This window comes from Sulfobacillus harzensis (assembly GCF_012933365.1).
Lineage (GTDB): Bacteria > Bacillota > Sulfobacillia > Sulfobacillales > Sulfobacillaceae > Sulfobacillus_B > Sulfobacillus_B harzensis.
The window spans coordinates 1-25,109 of record NZ_JABBVZ010000028.1 but is presented as its reverse complement, the minus strand read 5'-3'; the positions used below and the strand labels follow the sequence as shown (position 1 = coordinate 25,109).

Genomic DNA, 25,109 nt, shown 5'->3' with positions numbered 1-25,109 from the left:
TCCTTCAACTTGTTAAATCAATCCCGAAACAAATGCCGCCGTGCCGAGAAAGTAAATCAACGCCGCCGGCAACAGCACCTTCCAGCCAAAGTTCATGAGCTTGTCATAACGGAACCGCGGCAGCGTTGCCCGAATCCAGATAAACACGAACAGGAAAATCGCCACTTTGATGAAAAACCAAATGATCGGGGGAAGCCAGGGGCCCAGCCAGCCGCCAAAGAAGAGCGTCACAGCCACGCCGCTGACGGTAATCATGTTGATGTACTCAGCCACAACATAGCTGGCAAAACGCATGCCAGAATACTCGGTGTGATAGCCGGCCACCAGCTCCGACTCCGCCTCCGGAAGGTCGAATGGGGTTCGGTTGGTCTCAGCGATGGCGGTAATGAAGTAGATGAGAAAGGCGATAATCTGCGGAAGCCATAGCCAGCCATGATGCTTTTGATACAGCACAATGCCTTCCATATTGGCTGTACCCGCCATCATCAAGACGCCCATGACCGACAACCCCATAGCCAACTCGTAGGAGATGACCTGCGCCGAGGCGCGAATGCCACCGAGCAGCGAGTACTTATTCTGCGAGGCCCATCCGCCCAGCACCAGACCATATACGCCGATGGAGCTAAAGGCAAAGATGATTAGGAGCCCAATCGACGGGTTGGCAATGTCCAAATTCACCGTCAGACCAAACAGGTGGATGGGCGCTCCGAAGGGGATGACGGCGTCAACACAGAGCGCGGCAAACAGTGAGATGACGGGGGCCAGCCGGTAGACCATGGGGTCTGCACCGGCAGGCATCAAATCTTCCTTTAACATCATCTTCAATCCGTCGGCGACGGGTTGAAGCATCCCACCCGGTCCAACCCGATTGGGTCCCAGACGGAGTTGGAAAAATCCTAGAAGACGCCTTTCCAGAAGCATGGTATAGGCGAAACCGCCCATCAAAATCGCAATCAGGAGCACAATTTTAATGACTAGAAAGAGCACCGATAGCCAAATCATGCGCTCGGAACCTCCTCGCTGACGCTGACTTGGGCTGCCCCGACACCAATCTGATTCACCGGAACGAGGGGCATACCGAGCGGAATGAAGATCCGTCCTGGCGTCAGACGCGGATCAACCTCGACCGGCACCTGAATCGTCTCCCCATTTCGGCTTACCGCAACCGTGCCGTGTTCCTGAACACCCAGCCGTTCCGCATCCGAGACGCTAATACGACCGGGATAGAGAGGAATCCGCGGCTTTAGGATATCTGAAGGAATGCCGTTCTCGATAACTAGCGCCCCGGTGATGACCTCGAGTCCCTCCGGCGATGGGGCCGCTTGAATCGGGTTGACGGCGTTCTCGTCGACCGGCACCCATGGTACCAAGTCGCCCGAGTTATCATCATAGGGATCCCAGTCGTCTTGCAGCACAAACGGCGTCTTCAAGGCGTGCGCCCAAGCTGTAATATACGCCTTGGTGGGCCGTGCCTGACCGGGCGGCTGCACCGACGGCATAGCGACCTGCAACCGTGCCTCCATGTTGACGTACGTGCCGTAAACCTCCCCCGGCGCTGTCGCCGGCAAGATGGCCTTGAAGTATTCGCGTCCTGCGGGTGGGAAGAGCGATTCCGCCACCAGCACCGGAACGGCCTGATAGGCGGCCTCGACCAGTTTCCGGTCGGGGAATTCCCTTAGCAAGTCGGCGCCCCAGAGCACCAGCATCTGGATTTTGCCCGCCTTAGCATCTTCCAAGATCGCCCGAAGGTCTTCAATGTGTGCCGAGAAGCCCGCCCGCTCAAAGCCGCGCCAGTTGCTCGGGCCCCATGTCGGCAGCACCCGCGTGGCCTTGTCGCCGCGCACCGCTTTCAGTGCTACCAGCACCGACTCCATATCGGCCTCCAGTCCATCCCACAACAATGTCAGATGTTGGCTCTCCGCCACGACCTCAGCCAATGCCTGCAGGCGATCCTGACCAACCCCATCCACGGATGGAACTTGAAGTGCCTGGACGGCCGGATGCTCGGGAGCGACTAGTTGCAACGCAGCTCCGAGAACCGCTGCTTCCTGACCACCGTGCGTCACGACCGTGTCGACCGCGAGCGTTTCGCGGGCTAATTCCCGCGGCGCCAGCCCCATGAGTTTAAGCTTGGGGAAAGCCCGTACCCGGTCGCGCAGTCTCAGATGCACCACCGGCACGGCTTCATAAGGATCGGTGCCAATTAGCATCACCGCATCGGCTTCGTCGAGGTCTTGGAAGGTTCCATTCAGTCCTCGCGGCAGGTATCCCGGAACATCCCGACTAACCGCCAAGCGGTCAGTCTTGACCACCTCGCGGGCAAAACGGTTTAGTTGGTATGCTTCCTCGGTGGAGTGCAACCCGCCTACCACAAAGGCGACGGAATTCCCACCATGCTGGGAAACGGTCTCGCTAAGCCACTGGCCAACTTGCCGCGTGGTTCGGGCCGCTGCTTCCGGGTGCCCCTCGAGGAAGGAGCCGGTCACCCGGTCGGCATTCACCGCGAAGTCATAGCCAAAGCGCCCGCGATCGCAGAGCCAGCCCCAGCTGCGGTCCGGAACCGGTCGGCCCTCGACCCGTACGATATGGCCGTCACGACCGGTATTCAAGGTTGTGCACCCGACTGGACAGAGCGTGCAGACCGCTTCCTCCCGCTCAATGTTCCAAGGCCGGGCCTTGTGGTGATATGGCACCGAGAGCAGTGCGCCGACGGGGCAGAGATCGATGACGTTGCCGGAAAACTGGCTGGTAGCAGGCTTGCCGTCCACCGTGGCCACCACCGTCTCGACTCCACGGCCATCCAACAGCAATTGCCGCTCGCCCACATATTCGCCCATGAACCGCACGCAGCGCTGACACAGCACGCAGCGTTCCTGATCCACCAAGATAAACTCGTTGATGGGCCCATCCTTCACCTTTTGAATCTTGGGCTCCTCAAAGCGCCCCTTGGGTGGCCCATACTGAAAGGTGTAGTCCTGTAGAAAGCATTCGCCGCCCTTGTCGCACACCGGGCAGTCCAAGGGGTGGTTAATAAGAAGGAACTCCAAGACGCCCTTACGGCCTTTGTCCACGGCAGGTCCGCTGGTATGCACCACCATGCCCTCCGACACGGCAGTGGTACAAGCGGTGGCCAGTTTGGGCATTTTCTCCACCTGCACCAAGCACATGCGGCAGGCACCCAACGGTCCCAGGGCTTCATGATAGCAATAGACCGGGATGTCGATGCCCAGCTTGGCCGCGGCGTCCGCAATTAGCGTCCCTTCCGGGACACTAATCTCCTGGTCATCAATAGTTAACCGTATCATAGACTTTCGCCTCCAATGGACAGCCGCGCTCCGTCACATGAGCTTCGAACTCGTCCCGGAAATGTTTGACGGCGCTGACCAAAAACCCGATGGCGGCGTCGCCCAAGGGGCAAAAACATTTGCCATTCATGTTGTCAGCGACATCCAAAATGGTGTCGAGGTCCGCCTGGTCGCCGATCCCGGCCTCGATGCGTTCCAGCACGTCGGCCAGCCAATAGGTGCCTTCCCGACAGGGAGTGCACTTCCCGCAGGATTCTTCACGATAGAACTTCACCAAGCGGGCGCTGGCTTTGACGATGCAGACCGTATCGTCAAGAACGATACACCCGCCTGAACCCAGCATGGACCCGGCTTTGAGCACCGACTCATAATCTAGCGGCGTGTCCAACTGGTCCGGCATCAAGAGCGGCACCGAGCTGCCGCCTGGGATAATGCACTTAATCGACCGGCCCTCCTGCATACCCCCGGCATACTCGTCAATCAATGTCTTAAGCGGGGTCGCAAGCGGAATCTCGTAATTGCCCGGTCGGTTGACCTTGCCGCTGACCGAAAAAATCTTGAGCCCAGGACTCTTTTCGGTGCCCATCGAGGTATACCACTCGGCCCCGTAGGTGACGATCGGCGGGAGGTTGGCAATCGTCTCGACGTTATTGACAATCGTCGGCATGCCATAGAGCCCCGCCACCGCGGGAAACGGCGGCTTCAAACGCGGGTTTCCCCGCCGACCTTCCAAGGACTCCAAGAGCGCCGACTCCTCGCCGCAGATGTACGCGCCCGCACCCCGATAGACAAAGAGGTGAAGGGAAAAGTTGCTGTCGAGAATGTTCTCGCCCAGGAATCCGGCGTCATAGGCTTCCTTCACCGCACGGGTGAGCTCTTCATAGCCCTCGAGGAACTCTCCCCGGCAGTAGATGTACGCTTCCCCCGCACCAATGGCGTAACTGGAAATAATCATGCCTTCAATCAATTGATGCGGGTTATGCTCGATCAACTCGCGATCCTTGAAGGTACCCGGCTCCGCTTCGTCCGAGTTGACCACCAAATACCGCGGGCGACCGTCTTTGGCAAGAAAGCCCCACTTCACGCCGGTAGGAAAACCCGCGCCGCCGCGGCCGCGAAGACCAGATTTCTTGACCAAATCTACGATCTCTTCCGGCTGGTATTGGGTGAGCGCTTTCTTCAGCGCATCGTACCCGCCATGCGCCTGGTAGACCTCGATCTGTCCGATATCCGGAACCTCTCGATTTCTAAGGAGATAATATGTCTGGCTCACTTAGACACCTCCTCATTCAAGAGCTGATCGGCGTTTTCCGGCAGCACCCGACCCTTGTAGCGGAGATTGACCTGCGCCACGGGCGCAAGGTCGCAGGCGGCCAAACACTCCGCCTCCAACAAGGTGTACTCGCCGTCGGGGGTGGTTTGCCCTTGCGAAATGTTGAGCTTGTGCTCCAACCGATGCATCAGCTCATCCGATCCGGCCAGCATGCACGAGAGCCCCACGCACACGTGGATCACCTTTTTGCCGACCGGTTGCTTGAAGTAAAGCGAGTAAAACGATGCCACCGACTGGACGTATTGCGGCGACAGCTCCAACAACTCCGCCACATCGCTCAGCGTCTCGGGACTCAGCCAGCCTTCCGACCGCTGAATACGATGCAGGAGCGGCAACAGCGCTGAGTTGGCCTTCGGGAACTCCGCCTTGGCCTCTTGGGCCCATTCCTTCCACTCTGGCTTCATTTGTCGACATCTCCCAGCATAATATCGATGCTTCCGATGGCGGTAATCACGTCGGCCACCAGCCCGCCCTGACACAAAATGGGCATCGTCTGCAAATTGTAGTAAGACGGCGTGCGCGCACGCCAGCGATAGGGTTTTGGGCCACCGTCGGATATGAGGTAAAATCCCATTTCGCCGCGCGGTCCCTCTACCGCCTGATAGACCTCACCGGCCGGCACGGGAAATCCTGCCGTCACCAGTTTGAACTGGTGAATCAGGGCCTCCATATTGCCGTAAATCTCCTCACGGGGCGGCAACGCCACCTTGCGGTCGCGCGTCGCGTACTCGCCCTGCGGCGCGATCTTCTCAATCACCTGCTCGATAATCTTGTAGGACTCATACATCTCGTCGTAACGAACCCAAAAGCGAGCGTAGGCATCCCCCTCAGTCCGCGTCGGGACGTTGAAGTCGAACTCCTCATAAAAGCAGTAGGGCTCAATCTTTCTAAGATCTAAGGCCAATCCCGTCGCCCGGATGTTGGGACCCGTCACCCCATATTGATAGCAGGCCTCCCGGTCAAGCACGGAGATGCCCTCCAAGCGCTCGTTAATCAAAGGGTTGCCGTCTACGAGATTGCGATACATCTTAAGCCAGCGGGGGAAGTCCTTTAAGAAGTCCCTGACCTTCTCGTGAAAGCCTTCCGGCAAATCATAGGCTAGTCCGCCCACCCGGAAATAGCTGGGGTTCATGCGGACTCCGGATGCCGCCTCAATCAAGTCCAAGATCACTTCGCGCTCCCGCATGCAATAGAAGAAAAGGCTCATGGCGCCCAGGTCCATCACGTGAGTTCCAAGCCATACCAGGTGACTGGCCAGACGGGTGAGCTCAGAAAAGAGGACCCGAATATACTGGGCCCGTTTTGGCACTTCAATATCGAGTAATTTTTCCACAGCCAGCACGTAGGCCAAGTTGTTGGTCATCGGCGCCAGATAGTCCAGCCGGTCGGTTATGGTGTTGCACTGCTGATAGGTGAGCGTTTCCGCCGTTTTTTCGAATCCGGTGTGTAGATATCCAATTACCGGCTCGGCTTGCACCACCCGCTCGCCGTCTAACGTTAACCGTACCCGGAGCACCCCGTGGGTGGAGGGATGCTGCGGACCAAGGTTTATCACCATGGTTTCGTCCGGCGCTTGTTCAAGCTGCTGGTCTTTCACATCGTTGACTGCCATGCTGATCCCTCCTAATCCACCCGCGGGCCCGCGGTGGGATAATCCTTGCGCAAGGGATGCCCTTCCCAGTCATCGGGCAAATAAATGCGGGCCAAATTTGGGTGACCGTCAAACACGATCCCAAACAAATCGAAGGCTTCACGCTCCGGCCAATTAGCACCCGCCCACACGTCGGTCACCGTCGGCATGGGCTCATCCTCGGCCACAAACGACTTAAAGCGGAGACGCTGAAACTTCTCCGGGTGATACACGTGGTAAATGAGCTCAAAGCGTGGGCGGGATGGAAACCAATCGGCCGCCAGCACATCGTTGAACATGACATAACCTTCGACATTTTTCACGTGCTCAGCAAACGCCTTAAGCATTTCGCGCGGAACCGTCACGGTCGGCTGATCAATGCTCGCCACGACCTCCAAGCTCCCCGGAAAACGTTCCTGGAGGCGGTCCAAAATCCCTTCGTCGGTCAGCTTCATGAAGCGCCCCCCCGCTCTGCGATCTCCTGATACTTCGGCGGCAACCCCATCTGGATTTTCTCGCGGAGCTTCAAAATGCCGAACATCAGCGCTTCCGGGGTGGGCGGGCAGCCCGGCACATACACATCCACAGGCACCACGTGATCCACGCCCTGGATGATGGCGTAGTTGTCAAACACACCACCCGATGAGGCGCAGGCGCCCATGGAGATAACCCACTTCGGCTCCGGCATCTGTTCCCAGATGGTCCGCAAGACCGGAGCCATTTTCTGGCTCACGCGTCCAGCTACAATCATCAAATCCGCCTGTCGGGGCGAGGCGCGGAAGGCCTCGGAACCAAATCTGGCCAGGTCATAGCGCGAGCTGGTCACGCTCATCATCTCGATGGCGCAACAGGCCAGCCCGAACGTTGCGGGCCAAACTGACGACTTGCGCGCCCAGCGGGTCATCTTGTCGACAGTTGTCAAAAGAATCCCGCGTTCGGCCTCTTTTTGGGCAGACTGGGTCGAAGTCAGTCCCATTGAAATCCCCCCCTGTTCCACACATACATAAAGGCCACGGCAACAATCACCAAGAAGGCCAGTGCCTTTAGCATGCCCGCTTGATGCAGTGTTTTGAGACTTGTCGCCCAGGGATAGAGCGACATCACCGCCACGTCAAAAATCATGAAAAACATCGCCACCCGGTAAAAACGCACCGAGAAGTACTTAACCGGCGCCTCCGGAACAATACCCGACTCATACGTGGTGCCCTTCAATCCGCCAGGCGCTTTGGGTCCCATGCGCTCTGACGAGTTGGCTACCATAAACGCGACCACAAAGGCCACAACAACATATAGCAGCAAAGCCCCGTAATGGGTGATCATAAGTCTTCGCTCCTATCTCCGCAAAACGATTCAATTGTGACGCAATTCACATATGATTCCGCGACTCTACCAACGTTCCTATTCATATTGTAGCCATCTTGGCTCGACGATCAACCTAAGTGCTAAAATTGATCAACGATTCTCCGATTCCTGTTCTAACCACAGTCTGAGGCGCCTGAGACGGTGATTGACCGCCGACTTGGAGATAGGCGGATGGAGATTCCGGCCCAGTTCCTCAAAACTCCACTCAGGGTGGGCAACACGTGCTTCCGCTAGTTCGCGAAGATTTTCCGGAAGCCGCGATAGACGTCCCCGGGCACCCAGAGCCGACAATTTTTCCGCGTCCTTAAGACCCGATTCGACGCTCCGTTTCATATTCGCGGTCTCTGAGTTGACCAGCCGGTTGATTTGATTTTTCATGGACTTCACCACGCTCTGGCTCTGGATCGCCAGCACCGTTTGATGGGCGCCAAGGCGCCCCAACAGATAGGCCACCTGCTCGCGGTCTTTGAGGTAAATAAGAGGTTGGCTGCGGCGCGACGAGGTATGCGGTACCACCCCTAGCGCCTCAACAGCCCAGGCCAGCGTCTCACTTTGCCGAGGACCGGCCGCCTGTATTTCAAAATGGACCGGGCGATCAATTTCGGAAACATACCCGCGCATCAAAAAGGCTCCCCGGACCAGCCCCGCCGGACAGTCGCGAAGGCTTTGGTCGAGATCCGGGGGCGGCACATCGTTCCCCCACAGAGAAAAGGTGACTCGGTGGGTGTGGCGGCCGATGTGAATCGACGGATCCAAATCCAGATGTTTCATGAGGCGATAGGCGCGACGGCTGACAAAGGCCGAGCCGGCCTCCACCCAAGGTCCACCATCCTCATATGGATCCGACACCCGGCCCGACAGTCCCCAGAGCTCCGCCCAACAACACGGCAGCGAACCAAGCGGCGTGCCGGCCAACTCCGCTTTCACTTGGCGCGTAAACGACCAAGTCACGCTCCTCGCTTCCTTTCCCGCAGGCGAGCTTCAAGCCACAGCCCATCCAGTATCCGGCCCTCCGACCAATGCGGGCGGTAGCGCACCAAAAGCTTTAGCAACGCCCGCGCCAACTTTTGGGGGTCGTGGCGCACTACCCCGTCGGCCGTAATCAAGGGCGATGCCACCACCTCTGGCCAAGCCGACGCACCGCCCTCGAATGGCAGCACCGGCTCCGCCCCTTCTTTGCGATAGCGGGCCAGCACCTCGTCGTCCACCTTCTGATTATTGACCAGCACCACATCCACCAGACCGCGGCCCACCTGCCGCTCCAGCGCGTCGAGATGATCCCGCACCGTATAGTGTGTCGTTTCTCCGGGTTGAGTCATGACGTTGGCCACATAAACGCGTACCGCGGGGGTATGGCGAATCGCTTCCTGGATAGGCCGTACTAAAAGATTGGGGATGACGGAGGTGTAAAGACTTCCCGGGCCCAGCACCACCATGTCGGCCTCCATAATCGCCTGTACGGCCTCAGCCAGCGGCGTGGCATCTTCCGGCTCCATGCCTAGGCGGCGGATGCGCGCCGGACTCCTGCCGATCTTGCTCTCCCCCCAAATTTTCTCACCAGTCTCCAATTCCGCCCATAAGGTCACTTTTTCCAGGGTGGCGGGTAGCACTGTGCCACGAACGGCCAAAACCCGGCTGGATTCCCTCAGCGCGGTGACAAAGTCGCCCGCCGTCTGCTCCATGGCTGCCAAAAACAAATTGCCGAAGCTGTGACCCTTCAGCTCACCGCTTTGAAAGCGGTGCTGAAATAGTTCCTCCATCAAGGGCTCAGTATCCGCCAAGGCCACCATGCAGTTGCGAATATCGCCAGGCGGCAATACTCCTAAGTCGCCGCGCAGCCGGCCTGAACTGCCCCCATCATCCGCAACCGTCACGACCGCGGTGAGATTGGAGGTGTAGTTTTTTAGCCCACGCAACACCACCGGCAATCCCGTCCCGCCTCCGAGCGCTACAATCTTGGGTCCCCGGGCCAATTGCCGACGGGAATACAGAACCCCCGCCCATTTGTCGGAGCCCAACACATCGCCCACAGTCTTGGAAAGTCCCCAGGACGCCCCCGCCACGATGAGCACGCCCACCGCGAACATGACGGCGCCGGTCGAAAGACTCATAGGATCCGGCAGCAACCAACGGCCAAACGCCACCCCAATCGCGACAAACCCTAAGGCAATAATCACCAAAAAGCGTTTAATTCTGAGACCCGGCACCAAAAAACGCCACATCTAGACCTCCCCCGTCCTTGGGGGCAAATCGCGGTGCTCGACCCACACCGCATGGCCGCCGTTCTTCAGATGCGACGCCAAGCGATTGGCAAACACCACCGATCGGTGCTGGCCGCCTGTGCATCCCACAGCCACGGTCACGACCGGTTTTCCTTCACTGTGGAATTGCGGAATGAGAAAATCCAGGAGCTCACTCAACCGCTCCAACGTTTCCCGGGCCAAGGGGAATCCCATCACGTAGGCGTCCACCTCTCCCTCATTACCGGTCAAGGCATGGAGCTCAGGCACATAATGGGGGTTGGGCAAAAAGCGGACGTCAAAGACTAAATCCGCATCCTTGGGCAGCCCATGCTTAAAGCCAAAGGACACCAACCGTATCTGAAAAGGCACTGTCTCCTGAAGGCGGAAGGCATCATTAAGCCGTTGGCGAAGCTGCAACGGGGTTAAGCCCGAGGTGTCAATCACCAGATCGGCGCGGCCCCGCAGTTCCTCCAATGCCGCCCGCTCTTGGCGAATCGCCTCCACCAGGCGCGAGCCCGCCTCGAGTGGATGCCGCCGTCGGGACAGCTTATAACGGTGAATCAGCGTCTCCTCGTCGGCTTCCAAGAACAATATTTCATAGGACGTGCCCTGGGCGTCTAACTCGTCCAGCACCTGCGCTAATTCGGGAAAGAAGCTCCCCCCGCGGATGTCCATGCCTAGTGCCGCCCCGTGCACATCCGGACTTCGGTTCGCCAATTCCGCAAACTTGGCCGCTAAGGAGGGCGGCAGATTATCAACGCAAAAATATCCCAAATCCTCGAAAGCCCGTATGGCCTCACTGCGGCCGGCTCCCGACATGCCGGTGATAATGATGAATCGCGATGCCAAACCCCGTCCCGCCTTTCCCCGGCCACCATTTCCCCCATTGTAACCTTTTCTGGTTTCTCCCCGTTGACATACCGAGACGAATGGTGTCGAATAACAAGGAATCACCACTGCGACAGGGAGGAGACCATGGCTCAAACCGAACCCCCGTCATTGCAACCGCCGTCCCGGCGAGAGCGCCGTCACCAGCCGACGCTGGTCGAACCGGAACTTCCATCCAGCCGTGCAGCCCGAACCCGGGCCCGCCGCGAGCGTTCTATTGAGCGCCGCTTTACTGCGTTGTTCGTACTAGCTGTGGCCGCCTTAGTGTTGTATCTCATGCTCGAGAGCCGTTGGGGCACAAACTTAATCCACCACTGGCATCCCTAGGGCATAGCGCTCAATAGCCCGTGCTGCACCGTCCTCGGAAATGGGAGCAGTGACAACCTGAGCCGCTTGCTTAACCGCATCCGGTGCCTGCCCCATGGCAACGCCCAGCCCCGCCCATTTCAGCATATCGATGTCGTTTTCAGCGTCGCCGATGGCCATCACCTGCTGTTGGGGAATGTTGAGCGTTTGGGCGGCAGCCGCTAATCCCACCGCTTTGCCGACGTCTTGGTGCACCAATTCCAAGTAGTCGGGCTGCGATTTAAAGACGCGGATGGGGAACCGCGCCACTTCAGGTTCTAAATGCCGCCGCACTCGATCCAAAACCTCTGGCTCATCCTGCAGCAGCACCTTAATCGGCGGCTCCGGCCACTGCAGCATTTCCTCGGCTGTCCGAACCCATGCGGGGATGTGATTCTTTTCAATGTACTGGCGGACGCGAGGGTCCTCTCGCGACACCCAAAGTTCCGTACCCACATACACTTGCGTCAACATCTCACGGTCGAGAGCCCAACGAACCGCCGCCCGCGCCCCTTCGTCAGGAAGCAGGGTTTTAGCTACCAGCTTGCCGCTCGGCATGTCCGCTACCACCGCCCCCTGATAGGCAACCAGAAGGCCCGGCGGCAGCTTCAACTCCCGCCAAAATGGCTCTGCCGACTGTACCATGCGCCCGGTCGCCAACATCACCCGGATGCCCCGTTCCAGCGCCTTACCCACGGCCGCCTGTAATCGATCCGAAATACTGCCGTCCGCCTTTAGCGTGGTCCCATCCAGATCTAATGCAATTAGCGCGATCGACGACGAATGACCCAATTGACCACCCCCGATACAATCCCTAGAATTACCGATGCTTCCAAGGCGGGAACAAATCCCGCCACACGAAACCCGGGCACCAATGCCGACACCAGCCACAACATGAGGGCGTTAACCACCCAGCCAAACAATCCGAGCGTAATCAGCGTCAAGGGAAGCGTCAAGAGCTTGACGATGGGCCTGACAACCAAGTTGACCAATCCCAGCACGATGCTGGCCACAATCACCCGGCCGAGGCTGGTGGCCTCAATACCCATGTGGAGGTGAGCCATAACAAATAGCGTCACGGCCGTAAAAAACCAGAGCCACAGGCGTCTCATGAGGAACTCCCCCTCACCTGATTTTTCCTAAGATATTCAAGGACGGACTCGGCCGCCGTGCGCGACATGCCCGGAAGATTTCCCAAATCGTCCACGCTGGCCGATTGGATGGCTTCCAAATTCGGGTAGGCGCGCAAAAGCGCCTTTTTGCGCTTCGGCCCAATGCCTGGCACATCATCCAACAGCGACTTCAAATTGCGGCGAGTCCGCAGTTGGCGGTGAAAGGTGATGGCAAAGCGGTGCGCTTCGTCCCGAAGATGCTGCAGCATCTTTAAGGCTGCCGAATCCCGGTCAAGAATGATAGGGTTGGGGCTGTCTGGCTCAAATAGCCACTCATGCTGCTTGGCTAACCCAAACACCGGGACCTCCACCCCAATTTCTTGCATGGCCCGCACCGCATAGCCCAATTGCCCCCGGCCCCCGTCAATGATGACCAAGTCAGGCAGGGTGGCAAAGCGCTTGAGCCCCGGATTATCCTCGGCCAGCTCGCGGTGACGAAATCGCCGCCCAATGACCTCATACATCGATTGAAAGTCGTTGGGCCCTTCGACCGTGCGAATTTTAAAGCGCCGGTACTGCGACTTGTCGGGCTTTCCGTCAGTAAAGACCACCATTGACGCCACCGACTCAGTGCCCTGGGTATTGGAAATGTCGTAGCATTCCATGCGATGCGGCAGGTGTTCCAACCCCAGCGCATGCTGCAATCCCAATAATCCGTCATGCACATGTCTTTCCTGCAGGGCCTCTTTTCGAAGACCCTCGTCGCGAGCCATCTCGGCATTCTTCTTGACCATGGCCAAAAGGGCGGCTTTTTCACCTCGCTGCGGCACTTTGACACTTACTGTCCCACCGCGGCGCGACTTGAGCCACTCGGTCAATTCCTTGACGTCGTCAGGGAGTGCCGCAATGAGAATCTCCGGTGGGATGTCTTGGGCATTGCTGTAGTATTGCAGTAAAAATGCCTGAGCTATATCCTCGTCCTTGGCTCCTTCCACCCCCGTCAAGGTGAGCGCCTCCCTCCCGCTCAAGCGTCCCTGCCGCACCCGAAAGATTTGCACCAGAGCCTCATCGTCGCGGAGCGCCCAATGAATGGCATCGAGTTCGCGTTGGGTGCCGGCCGCCACCTTTTGCGGCTCCCGCACCTCCCGAATGGCCTGCACCTGATTGCGCAACTCCGCCGCTTTCTCAAACTCGAGATTCTCGGCGGCCGCATTGAGGCGCCGCACCAAATCTTTCTCCACCTCATCCTGACGGCCCTCTAAGAAACGCTCCACCTGCTTCATGGTGGCGCGATAGGTCTCTTTGTCCACCCACCCTTGACACGGCGCTTGGCAATGCCCGATATGATATTCCAAGCACGGGCGGGCGGCATTTCGGAATTTGGGATTGGTGCAGTTCCGGATAGGAAAAATTTTGCGCAATAGCCGGATGGTGTCTCGGACTGCCTGGGCCCGGGGATAGGGGCCAAAATAACGGCTGCCGTCCTCAGCCGGCTTGCGGGCAATCAGAAGCCGGGGGAAGTCCTCCTCCCAGGTGAGGCGAAGATACGGGTACGCCTTGTCATCCTTGAGGCGGATATTGTAATGCGGCTTCATCTGCTTGATTAATGTCGCCTCAAGGATGAGGGCCTCCACCTCGGTGGTTGTGGCAATATATTCCATGTCCATGACATGGCGCATCATAGCCCGCACCTTGGGCGCCAAGCGTGCCGAATCTTGAAAGTACGAACGCACCCGGTTCTTCAGCACCACCGCCTTACCCACGTACAGTACCTGGCCGTCATCATCCTTCATGAGATAAACGCCAGGGCTTTGCGGCAGCGACTTCAATTTTTCTTCCAGTTGTGGACTTCTCATATTGTCCCGTCAGCGAGCCTCGGACAGCGTCTCCTGCCGTTCAATATGGCGACGCAGATACTCCCCGGTATAAGATTCAGGCACCGCCATGACGACTTCCGGCGGTCCCTCGGCAATGACTTGCCCGCCTTGGTCCCCCCCTTCTGGTCCCAAATCAATAATCCAGTCGGCCGTCTTAATCACATCCAGATTATGCTCAATCACCAGTACCGTATCGCCCTGACTCACCAGTCGGTCCAACACGGAAAGCAAATGACGGATATCCTCCGCATGGAGTCCCGTGGTGGGCTCATCTAAAATATACAGTGTACGGCCGTCGGAACGGCGCGAGAGTTCGGTGGCCAATTTTACGCGCTGCGCTTCGCCGCCCGACAAGGTGGTGGCGGGCTGACCGAGGCGAATATAGCCTAATCCCACGTCATGCAAAGTCTCCAGCTTCCGCTTCAAGCGGGCATGATGCTGAAAGAAGTCGAGCGCTTCGTCCACCGTCATGTCCAGCACATCGGCGATGGATTTGCCGCGGTATCGCACTTCCAGCGTCTCACGGTTGTAGCGGCTGCCCTTACAGACCTCGCAGGGCACATAGACATCGGGAAGGAAGTGCATTTCAATCCTGAGAATCCCATCGCCACGGCAGGCCTCGCAGCGGCCGCCGCGCACATTGAATGAAAAGCGGCCGGCTCGATACCCGCGCACCTGGGCTTCCGTGGTATTCGAGAAAATTTCTCGCACCAAATCAAAGGCGCCCGTGTAGGTCGCTGGGTTGGAACGCGGCGTGCGCCCAATCGGACTCTGATCGATGGCAATCACCTTGTCCAGGTGCTCGAGGCCGCGAATATTCTTGTGCTGGCCTACGCGGCGGCTTCGGGCCCCGTTTAGGTCGATCTCCAGCCGCCGGCGGATAATGTCGTTCACCAGGGTGGACTTGCCCGAACCGGACACCCCCGTAACCGCCACCATCATTCCCAAGGGGATTCGCACCCGGATATTTTTCAAATTGTGCTCGCGGGCTCCCTCGACCGTCAGCCAGCGATCGCCAGGCGTGCGGCGGCGAACCGGGGTTGGGATCTCCCGACGCCCGGAAAGGTAGTGGCCGGTCAAGCTGGTAGGATGCGCCATCACCTCTGCGGGGGTGCCTGCCGCCACCACCTCGCCGCCATAGACCCCTGGGCCAGGGCCAATATCAATCAGATAATCGGCCGCCAGCATGGTGTCCTCATCATGCTCCACCACCAGCACGGTATTGCCTAAATCCCGAAGCCGCTTCAACGTCCGGATTAGCCGGTCGTTGTCCCGCTGATGCAGACCGATGGACGGCTCGTCCAAAATATAGAGCACCCCCATCAAGGAGGAGCCAATCTGGGTAGCCAGACGGATGCGCTGCGCCTCGCCGCCCGACAGCGTGCCAGCCGTCCGAGAGAGCGTAAGATATCCTAAGCCCACGTCCACCAAAAAGCCCAGCCGCTCGAGAACCTCTTTCAAAATCGGCTTGGCAATCTTCTCCTGGCGCCCTTGAAGCGAGAGCTCTTGCAGAAACGAGCGCGCCTTGACAATCGACAAATCGGTCAGCGCGGCGATCGACAATCCGCCCACGGTCACAGCCAGCACCTCAGGCTTCAACCGCTGTCCATGGCAGGTTTGACAGGGGCGTGCCGTCATGTAGCCTTCAATCTCCGCTTTTTGCACATCCGAAGTGGATTCCCGATAGCGCCGCTCTAAAATAGGAATGAGACCGGTCCACATGATGGTCTCTCGCCGCGACTGGCCGAAAATCGACTCGTAGGTAAAGGGGATAGGCTTGTCATAGCCGTGCAGCAAAATCCGTTGGGCGGATTCTGGGAGTTCCTTGAAGGGCACATCGGTCGGGATGCCCGCGTTCCGTCCCAAGGCTTCGATGAGATCCGGGTAAAATCGGCTGGTGCCGCGGTAGAGGGGAAAGAGCGCCCCATCCGCAAGCGACCGTTCCGGATCAACAATTAAATCCGGATCAATTTCCTGTTTAAATCCCAATCCCGTGCAATCAGGACAAGCCCCAAATGGGGCGTTGAACGAAAACATCCGTGGGCTGAGCTCTTCGAGGGAGATATTGCACTCCGCGCAGGCCAAATCGCGGGCATACAGCGTGCCCTGTCCGTCAGGCGGCCCAATCTCCACCAATCCCTGGGCGATTTCAAAGGCATGCTCGATCGCTTCCGCCAACCGCGCCTGAACTTCGGGGCGGAGGACAATCCGATCCACTACCGCCTGAATGGTGTGCTTCTGATTTTTGTTGAGAGATGGTGCCGACTCCACCTCGAACAATTCTCCGTCGATCCGGGCGCGGGTATAACCTAGTCGGCGAATCTCCTCCACAACTTTCTCATGGGTGCCCTTTTTTCCCCGCACGATGGGCGCGCGCACCTCAAGCCGAGTTCCTTCCGGGGCTTCCATCACCCGGTCGACAATCTGCTGCACGGTCTGCGGCTGAATCTCGCGGCCGCATTTGGGACAGTGGGGCTGGCCCGCGCGCGCATATAGTACGCGCAGATAGTCATAAATTTCCGTGACCGTGCCCACGGTGCTGCGGGGATTGTGGGACGTGGTCTTCTGGTCGATGGAAATCGCCGGCGACAGCCCGTCGATGGTATCCACATCAGGTTTATCCATCTGCCCCAGAAATTGGCGGGCGTAGCTCGACAGCGATTCCACGTAGCGTCGCTGGCCCTCTGCATAAATGGTGTCAAACGCCAACGACGACTTCCCCGATCCCGAGACGCCGGTAATCACCACCAACTCATCGCGGGGAATGTCGACGGTAATATTCTTCAAATTATGCTGCCGCGCTCCTTGAACGCGAATCACGCCGCTAGCCACGCCTCTTGCCTCCTCCCACGCTCTTGATTGGGCGCTCCGCCTCGAGTTCCATCAACATGTCCCGCAAAGCCGCCGCCCTCTCGAATTCCCAATTGCGGCTGGCTTCCTTCATCTCCTTGCGAAGTTGATTGGCTAGCTTGATCCGCTCCCGCTGGGTCAACTCCTTGACCGGCTTTTGAGCGATGCCGTCGGCGGACGGCTTAATGGCGGTGATGACCTCGCGCACATCCTTGGTGACACTGACCGGGGTAATATGATGTTCTTTATTGTACCGCTCCTGAATCGTGCGGCGTCGCTCCGTCTCGGAGATGGCCTCATGCATGGAGTCCGTCATTTTGTCGGCATACATGATGACCGTGCCCTCCACATTGCGGGCGGCCCGTCCGATGGTCTGGACCAGGGAGGTAGCCGAGCGGAGATATCCTTCTTTGTCCGCATCCAAAATCGCGACCAAGCCCACCTCGGGCAGATCGAGCCCCTCCCTCAGCAGATTAATGCCGACCAGCACATCAAACTCGCCCAAGCGCAGATCGCGAATGATCGCCATGCGCTCCATGGTGTCGATGTCGGAATGCAGATAACGGACCCGAATCCCCGCCTCGCGGAGATAGTCGGTCAAATCTTCCGCCATTCGCTTGGTGAGCGTGGTAACCAAGACGCGCAAATTTTTCTGCACCCGTTCGCGAATCTCGCCCAACAAATGGTCAATTTGCCCCTGGGTGGGCCGCACAATCAATTTCGGATCCAAAAGCCCGGTGGGCCGTACAATTTGTTCGACCACCTTTTCAGCATGTTCCAGCTCATACGGCCCTGGCGTGGCGGAGACATACATCACCCGATCCACGTGCCCTTTAAATTCCTCAAAGGTCAAAGGCCGGTTGTCGAAGGCGGACGGCAAACGAAAACCGTATTCGACCAAACTTTCCTTGCGCGATTTGTCGCCGGCATACATGCCGCGAATCTGCGGCACGGCCACGTGCGACTCGTCGATAATGGTGAGAAAGTGTTCCGGAAAATAGTCTAAGAGCGTGTAGGGCGGCTCCCCCGGGAGGCGACCCGTAAAATGCCGCGAGTAATTCTCGATACCCGAGCAGAATCCCACCTCCTGGAGCATTTCCAGATCATAGCGCGTACGCTGCTCAAGCCGCTGGGCTTCCAGGTCCTTCCCTAACTCCTTCAGTTGCCGCAGCCGATCCTCCAACTCCCGCTCAATACTATCAATGGCCGGATCGCGACGAGCCTGCCCCATCACATAGTGCGACGCTGGATAGATAGCGACATGCTCGCGATCCCCTAAAATCTCGCCCGTCAATACGTCGAACTCCCGGATGCGCTCAATCTCGTCTCCGAAAAGTTCCACCCGAATCGCCTGCTCGCTGCGGTTGGCCGGGAATATCTCAATCACATCGCCTCGCACCCGGAACTTTCCGCGCACAAAGTTCATGTCGTTGCGGTCGTACTGAATTTCAATCAGCTTGCGCAAAATGGACTCGCGGCTTCGCTCCTGACCGGTTCTTAAGGACAGCACTAGGTCCCGATAGTCTTCCGGAGAGCCTAAACCGTAGATGCAAGAGACCGAGGCCACGACAATCACATCCGAACGTTCCAACAGCGACGAGGTTGCCGCATGGCGCAGCTTGTCAATTTCATCGTTTATCTGCGCGTCCTTCTCAATATACAAATCCGTTTGGGCAATGTAGGCCTCGGGCTGATAGTAGTCGTAGTAGCTGACAAAGTACTCAACGGCATTGTTGGGGAAAAAGGCCTTAAGCTCCCCCGCCAATTGCGCTGCCAAGGTCTTGTTGGGCGCCACCACCAAGGTCGGCAAGCCCACTTCTTTAATGACGTTGGCCATCGTGAAGGTCTTGCCGGAGCCGGTCACACCCAACAGCACCTGCTCCTTTAGCCCACTCAGAAAACCCTCGGACAATGCCTTAATGGCGCCTGGCTGGTCGCCAGCCGGCGCATACGGACTCTGCACTTCAAATTCCGCCACGATGTCCTCCCTCTAGCGTGAACCCGAATCCTTGGCTATCCTCTGCTCCAACACCCGAATGGCCGCTCTCAGCTGGGGATCCTGGCTAGGCACATCAGACGGCGCGATTGCCGCCGGTTCCTTGACCAGCACATTGGGTGTCAGACCCTTGTGCTCGATATAGTCTCCATCAGGCGTATAATAGCGGGCCACCGTCAACTTTAAGGATGCCCCGCCGGAGAGCGGAATTACCTCCTGGACAATGCCCTTGCCATAGGTTTTGGTGCCTACCAGCTCACCGCCTTGCCGCTCCTGAATGGCCGCCGACAATATTTCCGCCGCCGACGCGGTATTGCCATTCACCAGCACCACAATGGGCAGACGCGTTCCCGGGCCCGTAGAATCCAACGTCTCATCCCGCTTTTGGTTCTTATACTTTAATGTCACCACCGGCCCCTTGGGAACCCAAAGATCGGCCACCCGAAGCGCCTGCGTGAGTTCGCCGCCAGGCTTGCCACGCAAATCCAGCACCAGCCCCCGCGGATGGTGGGCTAGCAGTTGATGCCATGCGGCCTGGACCTGGCTGCCGGTGTCTTGACCGAACTCGCTAATGTCCAAGTATGCGATGCCGCCCGGCAGCATGGTGGAGGATACGGTGGGAAAGGCGATCGTGCGACGCGTCAGCGTGAATCGACGAGTCCCCGTCCCGTGCCGTATCGTGAGCGTCACCTGGCTTCCCGCCCGACCATGCAACAAGTCCATAGCCGCCTGGGGTGCCATGCCGTGTGTGGCGTGACCGTTGATGGCGACAATCTGCTGACCTGCCTTGAGCCCCGCCTTGGCTGCCGGCGTGCCCGGAAAAACGGCTTGGATGACCAACGACGCCTTGAATGACACCTCAATGCCAATCCCCACATAGGTGGGGTCCAACATGGCGTTTAAGTTGGCCGTCTGTCCTCCGGTCAAATAATCGCTGAACTGGTCGTGCAACGTGTTAACCATGCCATTCGTCGCTCCCAGCAACAACTGTTGGGGGCTGTTCTTCCATATGGACTGGCGCCGAATCAGTTCATACGTGGAGACAAAGCGCCGAAACTGGGAACTCGTTCTCATGCTGGGCGGTATCTGACTTTGACTCGCGCGCGTGGTGAGCCACCAAGTGGCGCCCGACGAGCCCGCCATTAGCATCACCGTCACCAAAGCCCAGGCTCCCCACGTGCGCGCCTTCAATGAGAGAGACCTCCTTAACCGTATCTCTCATTATAACACACGATTGTTCCGGCTTAGATCTTAAGGAAGCGGCGCACAGCAATCAAGGACGCCAATCCGCCCACAATCAGCCCGCCAGCGACCGTAAAGAGAGTGGTCTGTGCCATGACCTGATGCCAACCCGCCATAGGCCAAAAGGGGAGTGAGGTCGCAGCCCGTTTAATGACCCAACGGTATCCCGATCCAATCACCATATCAGAGACCACGGCGCCAATGAGGCCAATGGTCAACCCTTCCAGAATGAAGGGCCAACGAATAAACCAGTCTGTCGCCCCCACCAGCCGCATCACCTGTATTTCACGACGGCGGGCAAATACCGCCAAACGGATGGTGTTGACAATAATGAGCATGGTGGCGATGGCCAACAGCGCCTCCACCACCCATCCGCTCCACTTTAAGATGTTCCCCAAGCGGGTCAGGCGGCGCACCACCGTCCCCTGATACACCACGTTGTGCACGATTGGGTCTTTGGACATGCGGGAGGCCACGACCGGAATCTGCCGAGGGGTCTTGGTGTAGATGTCAAAGCCGTCAAAGAGCGGGTTGGACTTTTGAATCACCTGAAAAAGATCTTGTTGATCAGGAAATTCGCTTTTCAAATTGTCGGCTGCCTGCTGTTTGGTGAAATAATCGATACGGCGTACCTGCGGCCATGCCTTGGCCTCCCGATATAATGCCATCTCTTGCTGGCGGCTGACATGCGGCTTAATGAACACCCGCATCTCGACCTGATTCTCCAAGAGTTGCGTGACATGGTTCACGTTGGCACTGACCACCACAAAAACGGCGAGCACAAACAACGCAATAGTCACCGTGGAGACGGAAGCCAAGGCCATCCAGGCGTTCTTAGTGAGCGAACGTCCCGTCTCGCGCAGAAGATGTCCGATGGCATTAAGACTCATAGCCGTACACCCCCTTGGCCTCATCACGCACAATACGGCCGGCCTCAATAGCGATAACCCGCTTTTGCAATTGGTTCACCAATTCACGGGCATGAGTCGCCATCACCACCGTAGCGCCGCGACGATTAATTTCCAAGAAGAGGCGCATAATATCTGACGCGGTGTCCGGGTCCAGATTGCCAGTAGGTTCATCCGCCAGCACGTAGGTCGGCTGATTGACTAACGCGCGGGCAATCCCCACCCGTTGCTGCTCGCCGCCAGACAATTGGCTGGGCAAATGGTCGCGCCGACGGCTCAATCCGACCAACTCCAGCACTTGCGGCACACGCTTTTGAATCTCTTTGCGGGAGGCTCCCACGACCTCCATGGCAAAGGCAACGTTTTGAAAAACATTGCGCGTGGGCAGAAGCTTTACGTCCTGAAAGACAATGCCCAATTGACGGCGCAGTTTAGGCAGTTGGCGCATGCGCATGGTGGTAAGGCGAAAATGGTCAATCGTGACCTCACCCGACGTAGGACGCTCCTCACCATACAATAGACGGATGAGGGTCGATTTCCCTGCTCCCGAGGGACCGACCAGAAAGACGAACTCACCGCGATGCACGGTCAGCGAAACATCGGTCAAGCCGCGATGACCATTGGGGTATCGTTTGGTCACCCCTTCGATGCGAATCAATTATCCGAGTCCCCCTTGACAACGGTCCGACAAAAAATTCCGTTAAGATCTATGATTCGACAGGGAGGCGGCAATTCCTTCCTCCCACCGTAGATGCTATAATCAAGGCTTGAAAAGCGAAAGGGGGACGAGCATGCATCCGGCAAGTTTTGGAATTGCCTTTGGCGCAGGACTAGCCTCCGTGTTGTCTCCCTGCGTCGTTCCCCTCGTCCCCTCTTATCTCACCGCCATGGCCGGCACCCCGCTGACGGTGGAAGCTGTTGAAAACCGCGCCGTACGAGCCCGGGTATTGACCAACGCCTTAATTTTTATCGCCGGATTTTCCCTGGTGCTGATTTCGTCGGGGCTTGTGGCCACCGCCATTGGTGAATTTATCCACCGCTATCAGACCCTCATCAGCGAATTGGGCGGCGTGGTCATGGTCATCTTCGGCTTGGAATTGGCGGGCGTCATTCATCTCGGCCTCTTAAAGCGAGATGTGCACATGGCCCTTCCAGCACGCGGACGGCTCGGCGTTTGGTCTCCACTGATCATGGGTATCGTTTTTGCTGCCGGCTGGACCCCGTGCGTAGGCCCTATTTGGAGCAGCATCCTGATTTTGGCGTCGCGCAGCCATACGGTGGTGTTGGGCGGTGTGCTGCTGGCCGTCTACGCCTTGGGATTGGCGCTGCCATTTTTCATCTTGGCCCTGTTTCTGAGCCGCGCCACCCAGTGGACCCGCCAGTTGGGCCGCTATTTGCCATGGATTGAGCGCACGGCCGGAATCCTCCTCACCGTATTGGGCCTCTTGTTGGCAACTCATCTTTACGTGCGACTGGCCGCTATCGCCTAGCTTACAAGTCTTCCAACCAGCGAATCACAGCCCGGGTGATGGGACTGGGCGTTGATGAACCGGCGGTGACGGCAACCCGCGAGCGCCCTTGAAACCAGGCCGGATCCAGGTCGCTCACCTGTTCCACACGCACGGCCGGCTTTCCTGCGACCTTCTCTACCACCTCTACCAAACGGTTGGAGTTGTTGCTGCGCCGGTCACCCACCACAACCACCATATCAGCCTCTTGAGCCGCCTTGACAGCCGCCTCTTGACGGAGCTGCGTGGCGAGACAGATTTCGTTGTGCACTTCAGCATGAGGGTAGCGCTGCAAAACGGCCTCAATGATGGCGGCCGTATCCCATTGACTGAGCGTCGTCTGCGTCACCACCGCGAGCTTCGTGTCTTCACTGAACGGCAGGCTCTCCACTTCGTCAGCCGTGGTAAGCAGCGCGACTCGTCCCGCGGGCGCTTCGCCCATGGCGCCCTCCGGTTCGGGGTGGCCTTTCGTGCCGATGTAGATGATGGAGTATCCGTCGCGTATTTTTTCCTGGATCAGCACATGCGTTTTAGTCACGTCCGGGCAGGTCGCATCATAAAACGTCAGATTGCGCTTGCGCGCTTTTTCCTTAACGGCCGGTGCAATGCCATGGGCAGTAAAGATGACGGTCGCCCCCTCGGGCACTTGGTCCAGCAAATCGACGCGCGGCCCCCCATCGAACGTCTTGATGCCGAGGCTCTCCAGCTCATCCACCGCATGGCGGTTATGCACAATTTGTCCGAGCACGTAAATGGGTCTTGGCACATTGGGGTCCTTGGCCACCTGCCTAGCCATGGTCATCGCGTCCACCACCCCGTAACAGTACCCGCGCGGCGCAATTTTCAACACGTCCATCAAAGATCCCTCGCTTCTTGCTTTCATTGTACACGAAAGCGCAAGCGGACACGGTCAGTCAACAAGCAGAGCCACGGGTTATTGCTGGCGCCGGTTCAAGAGCCCAAGACCATAGGGGCGTATCTTATCGGCCGAGCGCCGGATTCTCCAGATTCCCCAGATTAACGGGCCCCAGATGAGGAGCACTTGCACAAGTTGCAAAGCCACTGGAAGACCGAATGGCCACCCAGTCACGCGGACAATCTCCAAGTAAGCCAGATATTTGACCATCGCCGCGGCCCGAAGTTTACGGCTGACGACGTAAAACGGCAACGCCCAGCCCAAATACCAAAACTGCAGCCACGACATCAAAATGAGCGCGGCTGCCAACAGGACATCGGCAATGTAAATAGGATCTTGAGTACGCCAAAACCTCTTGGCAGCCCAAAGATACAGGACACAAAATATCCATGAGGTGATTCCCGTGGCCCAATGGCGGCTTGATGCTCGCGTCAGTCCTCCCAAGTGCACCAGCATCCCCTGGATGATGAAAGCCGGCGAGCGAAGAAAGAGATGCGTAGGATCTGAAATGCCCGCCAATGTCGCTTGCCCGTGCCAAAATGGAGCGAGTAGGATCACCCCGACAACCAGAGCCGCACCGGCCACCTTAAATCGCTGCCCCCAGTCTCGCGGAGCGACAGCCAGCCACAAGAGTCCTACCAAGGTCACGTACTTTGTCGCCACGGAAAGACCTGCAGCCATGCCCGCAAAAATCCAACGGCGCTGGCTCCACAACGCGAAACTTAGAGCCGCCATAACCACCATGATGACATCATTGTGGCCATTGGCCAGAAACTCAACCATCACCACCGGATGTAAGACATAGCGGACAGCGCTCGATGTACGCAGGCGCTGGAGAACGCCTCCGGTCACAAGTGTGCTCGCCAACGCCATCGCCTTCAAGAAAACGAAAAATCCCACAAAGCCGTAAGGGGCAAGGCGCCCTAGACCATCGACGAGCGCAAACCAGGCTGGTCCATAGGGATTAATGGACTTCTGCCATCCCGCCCGAATGAGCCACAGGTCAGCCCGCCAATGAGGGATAGCTGCAACTGGGGTGGTCATGGGGTTTTGGTGATAAAGAACCATCAGACGCCATTCTCCGTAGTAAGAGAAGATGTCGTGCGAGACAAAGGGAAAGGAGAGACTCGCCAATAGCAGACTCAGGCCCGCCGGCAGCCAGGGTTTTCTGCGGGCCGTCTCCCACGCCTGAATAGCCGGTTGATACGAAAGAATAAGAACGCTGACGCCAACAAAATACCATCCAGCTGCCCAGAGGTGGTCGACATGGCGATCGGGGCTGATAAACCCCATTGGTGAGCGCAGCAATTGGGCAATGGACGCTTTACCCATCCACCAACAAAAGCTGGGGATATCAAGCCACAGCCAGGCTAAGGCCATCCAAAAGAATGGCGTGCGTGACACGACCGCTTTCCATCGCATGGCTCGTTCGCCTCCAAGAACTACCACCAAAAGGGTGTCCGACACGAACGAGCGCTATTCCGCAAACAAAAACAACCCGCTCACATGAGCGGGATAAAAAATGGGTCGGCACGGCCTGATGATCCCGGGGCCCTGCGGCCCCAGTAGTCTCAGCGTGCGCGAGGGGGACGAC

General features: G+C 58.0%; 23 protein-coding genes. 2 read left to right on the top strand and 21 right to left on the bottom strand.

The window, feature by feature from the left end:
* Positions 1–12 precede the first annotated feature (12 nt).
* From nuoH to rapZ, 11 genes are all read right to left on the bottom strand, one after another.
* Entirely contained in the window at positions 13–1,002 is a 990-nt protein-coding gene (nuoH, locus tag HIJ39_RS09970; protein ID WP_169099207.1) for an NADH-quinone oxidoreductase subunit NuoH, read from the bottom strand.
* Complete coding sequence (locus HIJ39_RS09965; protein WP_169099205.1) at positions 999–3,305, bottom strand: 2Fe-2S iron-sulfur cluster-binding protein; 2,307 nt, start codon at positions 3,303–3,305, stop codon at positions 999–1,001. The genes nuoH and HIJ39_RS09965 overlap by 4 nt, the downstream gene beginning before the upstream one ends.
* Complete coding sequence (nuoF, locus tag HIJ39_RS09960; RefSeq protein WP_169099203.1) at positions 3,286–4,578, bottom strand: NADH-quinone oxidoreductase subunit NuoF; 1,293 nt, start codon at positions 4,576–4,578, stop codon at positions 3,286–3,288. The genes HIJ39_RS09965 and nuoF overlap by 20 nt, the downstream gene beginning before the upstream one ends.
* Positions 4,575–5,042, bottom strand: a complete 468-nt coding sequence (gene nuoE, locus HIJ39_RS09955; protein ID WP_169099201.1) for an NADH-quinone oxidoreductase subunit NuoE — start codon at positions 5,040–5,042, stop codon at positions 4,575–4,577. Before nuoE ends, nuoF begins: the two co-directional genes overlap by 4 nt.
* Positions 5,039–6,250, bottom strand: coding sequence for an NADH dehydrogenase (quinone) subunit D (nuoD, locus tag HIJ39_RS09950; protein ID WP_169099199.1), 1,212 nt, complete (start codon positions 6,248–6,250; stop codon positions 5,039–5,041). Before nuoD ends, nuoE begins: the two co-directional genes overlap by 4 nt.
* 11 nt (positions 6,251–6,261) lie before the next feature.
* Positions 6,262–6,723, bottom strand: a complete 462-nt coding sequence (locus HIJ39_RS09945; RefSeq protein ID WP_169099198.1) for an NADH-quinone oxidoreductase subunit C — start codon at positions 6,721–6,723, stop codon at positions 6,262–6,264.
* Complete coding sequence (locus HIJ39_RS09940; RefSeq protein WP_169099196.1) at positions 6,720–7,244, bottom strand: NADH-quinone oxidoreductase subunit B; 525 nt, start codon at positions 7,242–7,244, stop codon at positions 6,720–6,722. The genes HIJ39_RS09945 and HIJ39_RS09940 overlap by 4 nt, the downstream gene beginning before the upstream one ends.
* Positions 7,235–7,588 (bottom strand): NADH-quinone oxidoreductase subunit A, encoded by a 354-nt coding sequence (locus tag HIJ39_RS09935; RefSeq protein WP_169099194.1) that lies wholly within the window; start codon positions 7,586–7,588, stop codon positions 7,235–7,237. Before HIJ39_RS09935 ends, HIJ39_RS09940 begins: the two co-directional genes overlap by 10 nt.
* A 132-nt stretch (positions 7,589–7,720) precedes the next feature.
* Positions 7,721–8,581, bottom strand: a complete 861-nt coding sequence (gene whiA / locus HIJ39_RS09930; protein WP_169099192.1) for a DNA-binding protein WhiA — start codon at positions 8,579–8,581, stop codon at positions 7,721–7,723.
* Positions 8,578–9,852 carry a gluconeogenesis factor YvcK family protein gene (locus tag HIJ39_RS09925; RefSeq protein ID WP_169099190.1) on the bottom strand — a complete coding sequence of 425 codons (1,275 nt, stop codon included), beginning with the start codon at positions 9,850–9,852 and terminating at the stop codon, positions 8,578–8,580. The genes whiA and HIJ39_RS09925 overlap by 4 nt, the downstream gene beginning before the upstream one ends.
* Positions 9,853–10,722: an RNase adapter RapZ gene (rapZ, locus tag HIJ39_RS09920; RefSeq protein ID WP_169099188.1), complete on the bottom strand. Its 870-nt coding sequence runs from the start codon at positions 10,720–10,722 to the stop codon at positions 9,853–9,855.
* A 126-nt stretch (positions 10,723–10,848) separates the two neighbouring features.
* Here rapZ and HIJ39_RS09915 point away from each other — a divergent pair, with 126 nt between their 5' ends.
* A complete protein-coding gene (locus HIJ39_RS09915) occupies positions 10,849–11,088 on the top strand; it encodes a hypothetical protein (RefSeq protein ID WP_169099186.1) in 240 nt (79 codons plus the stop codon).
* Here HIJ39_RS09915 and HIJ39_RS09910 read toward each other — a convergent pair.
* From HIJ39_RS09910 to ftsE, 8 genes are read right to left on the bottom strand one after another with little or no spacing between them, the layout of a single operon-like run.
* The gene (locus HIJ39_RS09910) at positions 11,065–11,898 is read right to left on the bottom strand and encodes a Cof-type HAD-IIB family hydrolase (protein ID WP_169099184.1); all 834 of its coding nucleotides are present in this window, start codon (positions 11,896–11,898) and stop codon (positions 11,065–11,067) included. The genes HIJ39_RS09915 and HIJ39_RS09910 overlap by 24 nt on opposite strands.
* Positions 11,871–12,218, bottom strand: coding sequence for a phage holin family protein (locus tag HIJ39_RS09905; protein WP_169099183.1), 348 nt, complete (start codon positions 12,216–12,218; stop codon positions 11,871–11,873). The genes HIJ39_RS09910 and HIJ39_RS09905 overlap by 28 nt, the downstream gene beginning before the upstream one ends.
* A complete protein-coding gene (uvrC, locus tag HIJ39_RS09900; RefSeq protein WP_169099181.1) occupies positions 12,215–14,074 on the bottom strand; it encodes an excinuclease ABC subunit UvrC in 1,860 nt (619 codons plus the stop codon). Before uvrC ends, HIJ39_RS09905 begins: the two co-directional genes overlap by 4 nt.
* A gap of 9 nt (positions 14,075–14,083) precedes the next feature.
* The gene (gene uvrA / locus HIJ39_RS09895) at positions 14,084–16,927 is read right to left on the bottom strand and encodes an excinuclease ABC subunit UvrA (protein ID WP_169099179.1); all 2,844 of its coding nucleotides are present in this window, start codon (positions 16,925–16,927) and stop codon (positions 14,084–14,086) included.
* Positions 16,920–18,923 carry an excinuclease ABC subunit UvrB gene (gene uvrB / locus HIJ39_RS09890; protein WP_338055137.1) on the bottom strand — a complete coding sequence of 668 codons (2,004 nt, stop codon included), beginning with the start codon at positions 18,921–18,923 and terminating at the stop codon, positions 16,920–16,922. Before uvrB ends, uvrA begins: the two co-directional genes overlap by 8 nt.
* 12 nt (positions 18,924–18,935) lie before the next feature.
* Positions 18,936–20,132 carry a S41 family peptidase gene (locus HIJ39_RS09885; protein ID WP_243239503.1) on the bottom strand — a complete coding sequence of 399 codons (1,197 nt, stop codon included), beginning with the start codon at positions 20,130–20,132 and terminating at the stop codon, positions 18,936–18,938.
* A 53-nt stretch (positions 20,133–20,185) separates the two neighbouring features.
* Positions 20,186–21,073, bottom strand: a complete 888-nt coding sequence (ftsX, locus tag HIJ39_RS09880; RefSeq protein ID WP_169099177.1) for a permease-like cell division protein FtsX — start codon at positions 21,071–21,073, stop codon at positions 20,186–20,188.
* Positions 21,063–21,749 (bottom strand): cell division ATP-binding protein FtsE, encoded by a 687-nt coding sequence (ftsE, locus tag HIJ39_RS09875; RefSeq protein ID WP_169099175.1) that lies wholly within the window; start codon positions 21,747–21,749, stop codon positions 21,063–21,065. Before ftsE ends, ftsX begins: the two co-directional genes overlap by 11 nt.
* Positions 21,750–21,882: 133 nt before the next feature.
* Here ftsE and HIJ39_RS09870 point away from each other — a divergent pair, with 133 nt between their 5' ends.
* Positions 21,883–22,581 carry a cytochrome c biogenesis CcdA family protein gene (locus HIJ39_RS09870; protein ID WP_169099173.1) on the top strand — a complete coding sequence of 233 codons (699 nt, stop codon included), beginning with the start codon at positions 21,883–21,885 and terminating at the stop codon, positions 22,579–22,581.
* A gap of 1 nt (position 22,582) precedes the next feature.
* On the opposite strand, the gene HIJ39_RS09865 is transcribed toward HIJ39_RS09870, so the two are convergent.
* Both HIJ39_RS09865 and HIJ39_RS09860 read right to left on the bottom strand, forming a co-directional pair.
* On the bottom strand, positions 22,583–23,455 hold the full coding sequence (locus HIJ39_RS09865; protein ID WP_169099171.1) for a 4-hydroxy-3-methylbut-2-enyl diphosphate reductase: 873 nt from the start codon (positions 23,453–23,455) through the stop codon (positions 22,583–22,585).
* Between the two features lie 78 nt (positions 23,456–23,533).
* Positions 23,534–24,937 carry a glycosyltransferase family 87 protein gene (locus HIJ39_RS09860; protein WP_169099170.1) on the bottom strand — a complete coding sequence of 468 codons (1,404 nt, stop codon included), beginning with the start codon at positions 24,935–24,937 and terminating at the stop codon, positions 23,534–23,536.
* Positions 24,938–25,109 lie beyond the last annotated feature (172 nt).

Coding starts and splice junctions, on each gene's coding strand:
- nuoH (WP_169099207.1), bottom strand. CDS start 1,002: ATGATTTGGCTATCGGTGCTCTTTCTAGTCATTAAAATTGTGCTCCTG.
- HIJ39_RS09965 (WP_169099205.1), bottom strand. CDS start 3,305: ATGATACGGTTAACTATTGATGACCAGGAGATTAGTGTCCCGGAAGGG.
- nuoE (WP_169099201.1), bottom strand. CDS start 5,042: ATGAAGCCAGAGTGGAAGGAATGGGCCCAAGAGGCCAAGGCGGAGTTC.
- nuoD (WP_169099199.1), bottom strand. CDS start 6,250: ATGGCAGTCAACGATGTGAAAGACCAGCAGCTTGAACAAGCGCCGGAC.
- HIJ39_RS09945 (WP_169099198.1), bottom strand. CDS start 6,723: ATGAAGCTGACCGACGAAGGGATTTTGGACCGCCTCCAGGAACGTTTT.
- HIJ39_RS09940 (WP_169099196.1), bottom strand. CDS start 7,244: ATGGGACTGACTTCGACCCAGTCTGCCCAAAAAGAGGCCGAACGCGGG.
- HIJ39_RS09935 (WP_169099194.1), bottom strand. CDS start 7,588: ATGATCACCCATTACGGGGCTTTGCTGCTATATGTTGTTGTGGCCTTT.
- HIJ39_RS09925 (WP_169099190.1), bottom strand. CDS start 9,852: ATGTGGCGTTTTTTGGTGCCGGGTCTCAGAATTAAACGCTTTTTGGTG.
- HIJ39_RS09915 (WP_169099186.1), top strand. CDS start 10,849: ATGGCTCAAACCGAACCCCCGTCATTGCAACCGCCGTCCCGGCGAGAG.
- HIJ39_RS09905 (WP_169099183.1), bottom strand. CDS start 12,218: ATGAGACGCCTGTGGCTCTGGTTTTTTACGGCCGTGACGCTATTTGTT.
- uvrC (WP_169099181.1), bottom strand. CDS start 14,074: ATGAGAAGTCCACAACTGGAAGAAAAATTGAAGTCGCTGCCGCAAAGC.
- ftsX (WP_169099177.1), bottom strand. CDS start 21,073: ATGAGTCTTAATGCCATCGGACATCTTCTGCGCGAGACGGGACGTTCG.
- HIJ39_RS09870 (WP_169099173.1), top strand. CDS start 21,883: ATGCATCCGGCAAGTTTTGGAATTGCCTTTGGCGCAGGACTAGCCTCC.
- HIJ39_RS09865 (WP_169099171.1), bottom strand. CDS start 23,455: ATGGACGTGTTGAAAATTGCGCCGCGCGGGTACTGTTACGGGGTGGTG.
- HIJ39_RS09860 (WP_169099170.1), bottom strand. CDS start 24,937: ATGCGATGGAAAGCGGTCGTGTCACGCACGCCATTCTTTTGGATGGCC.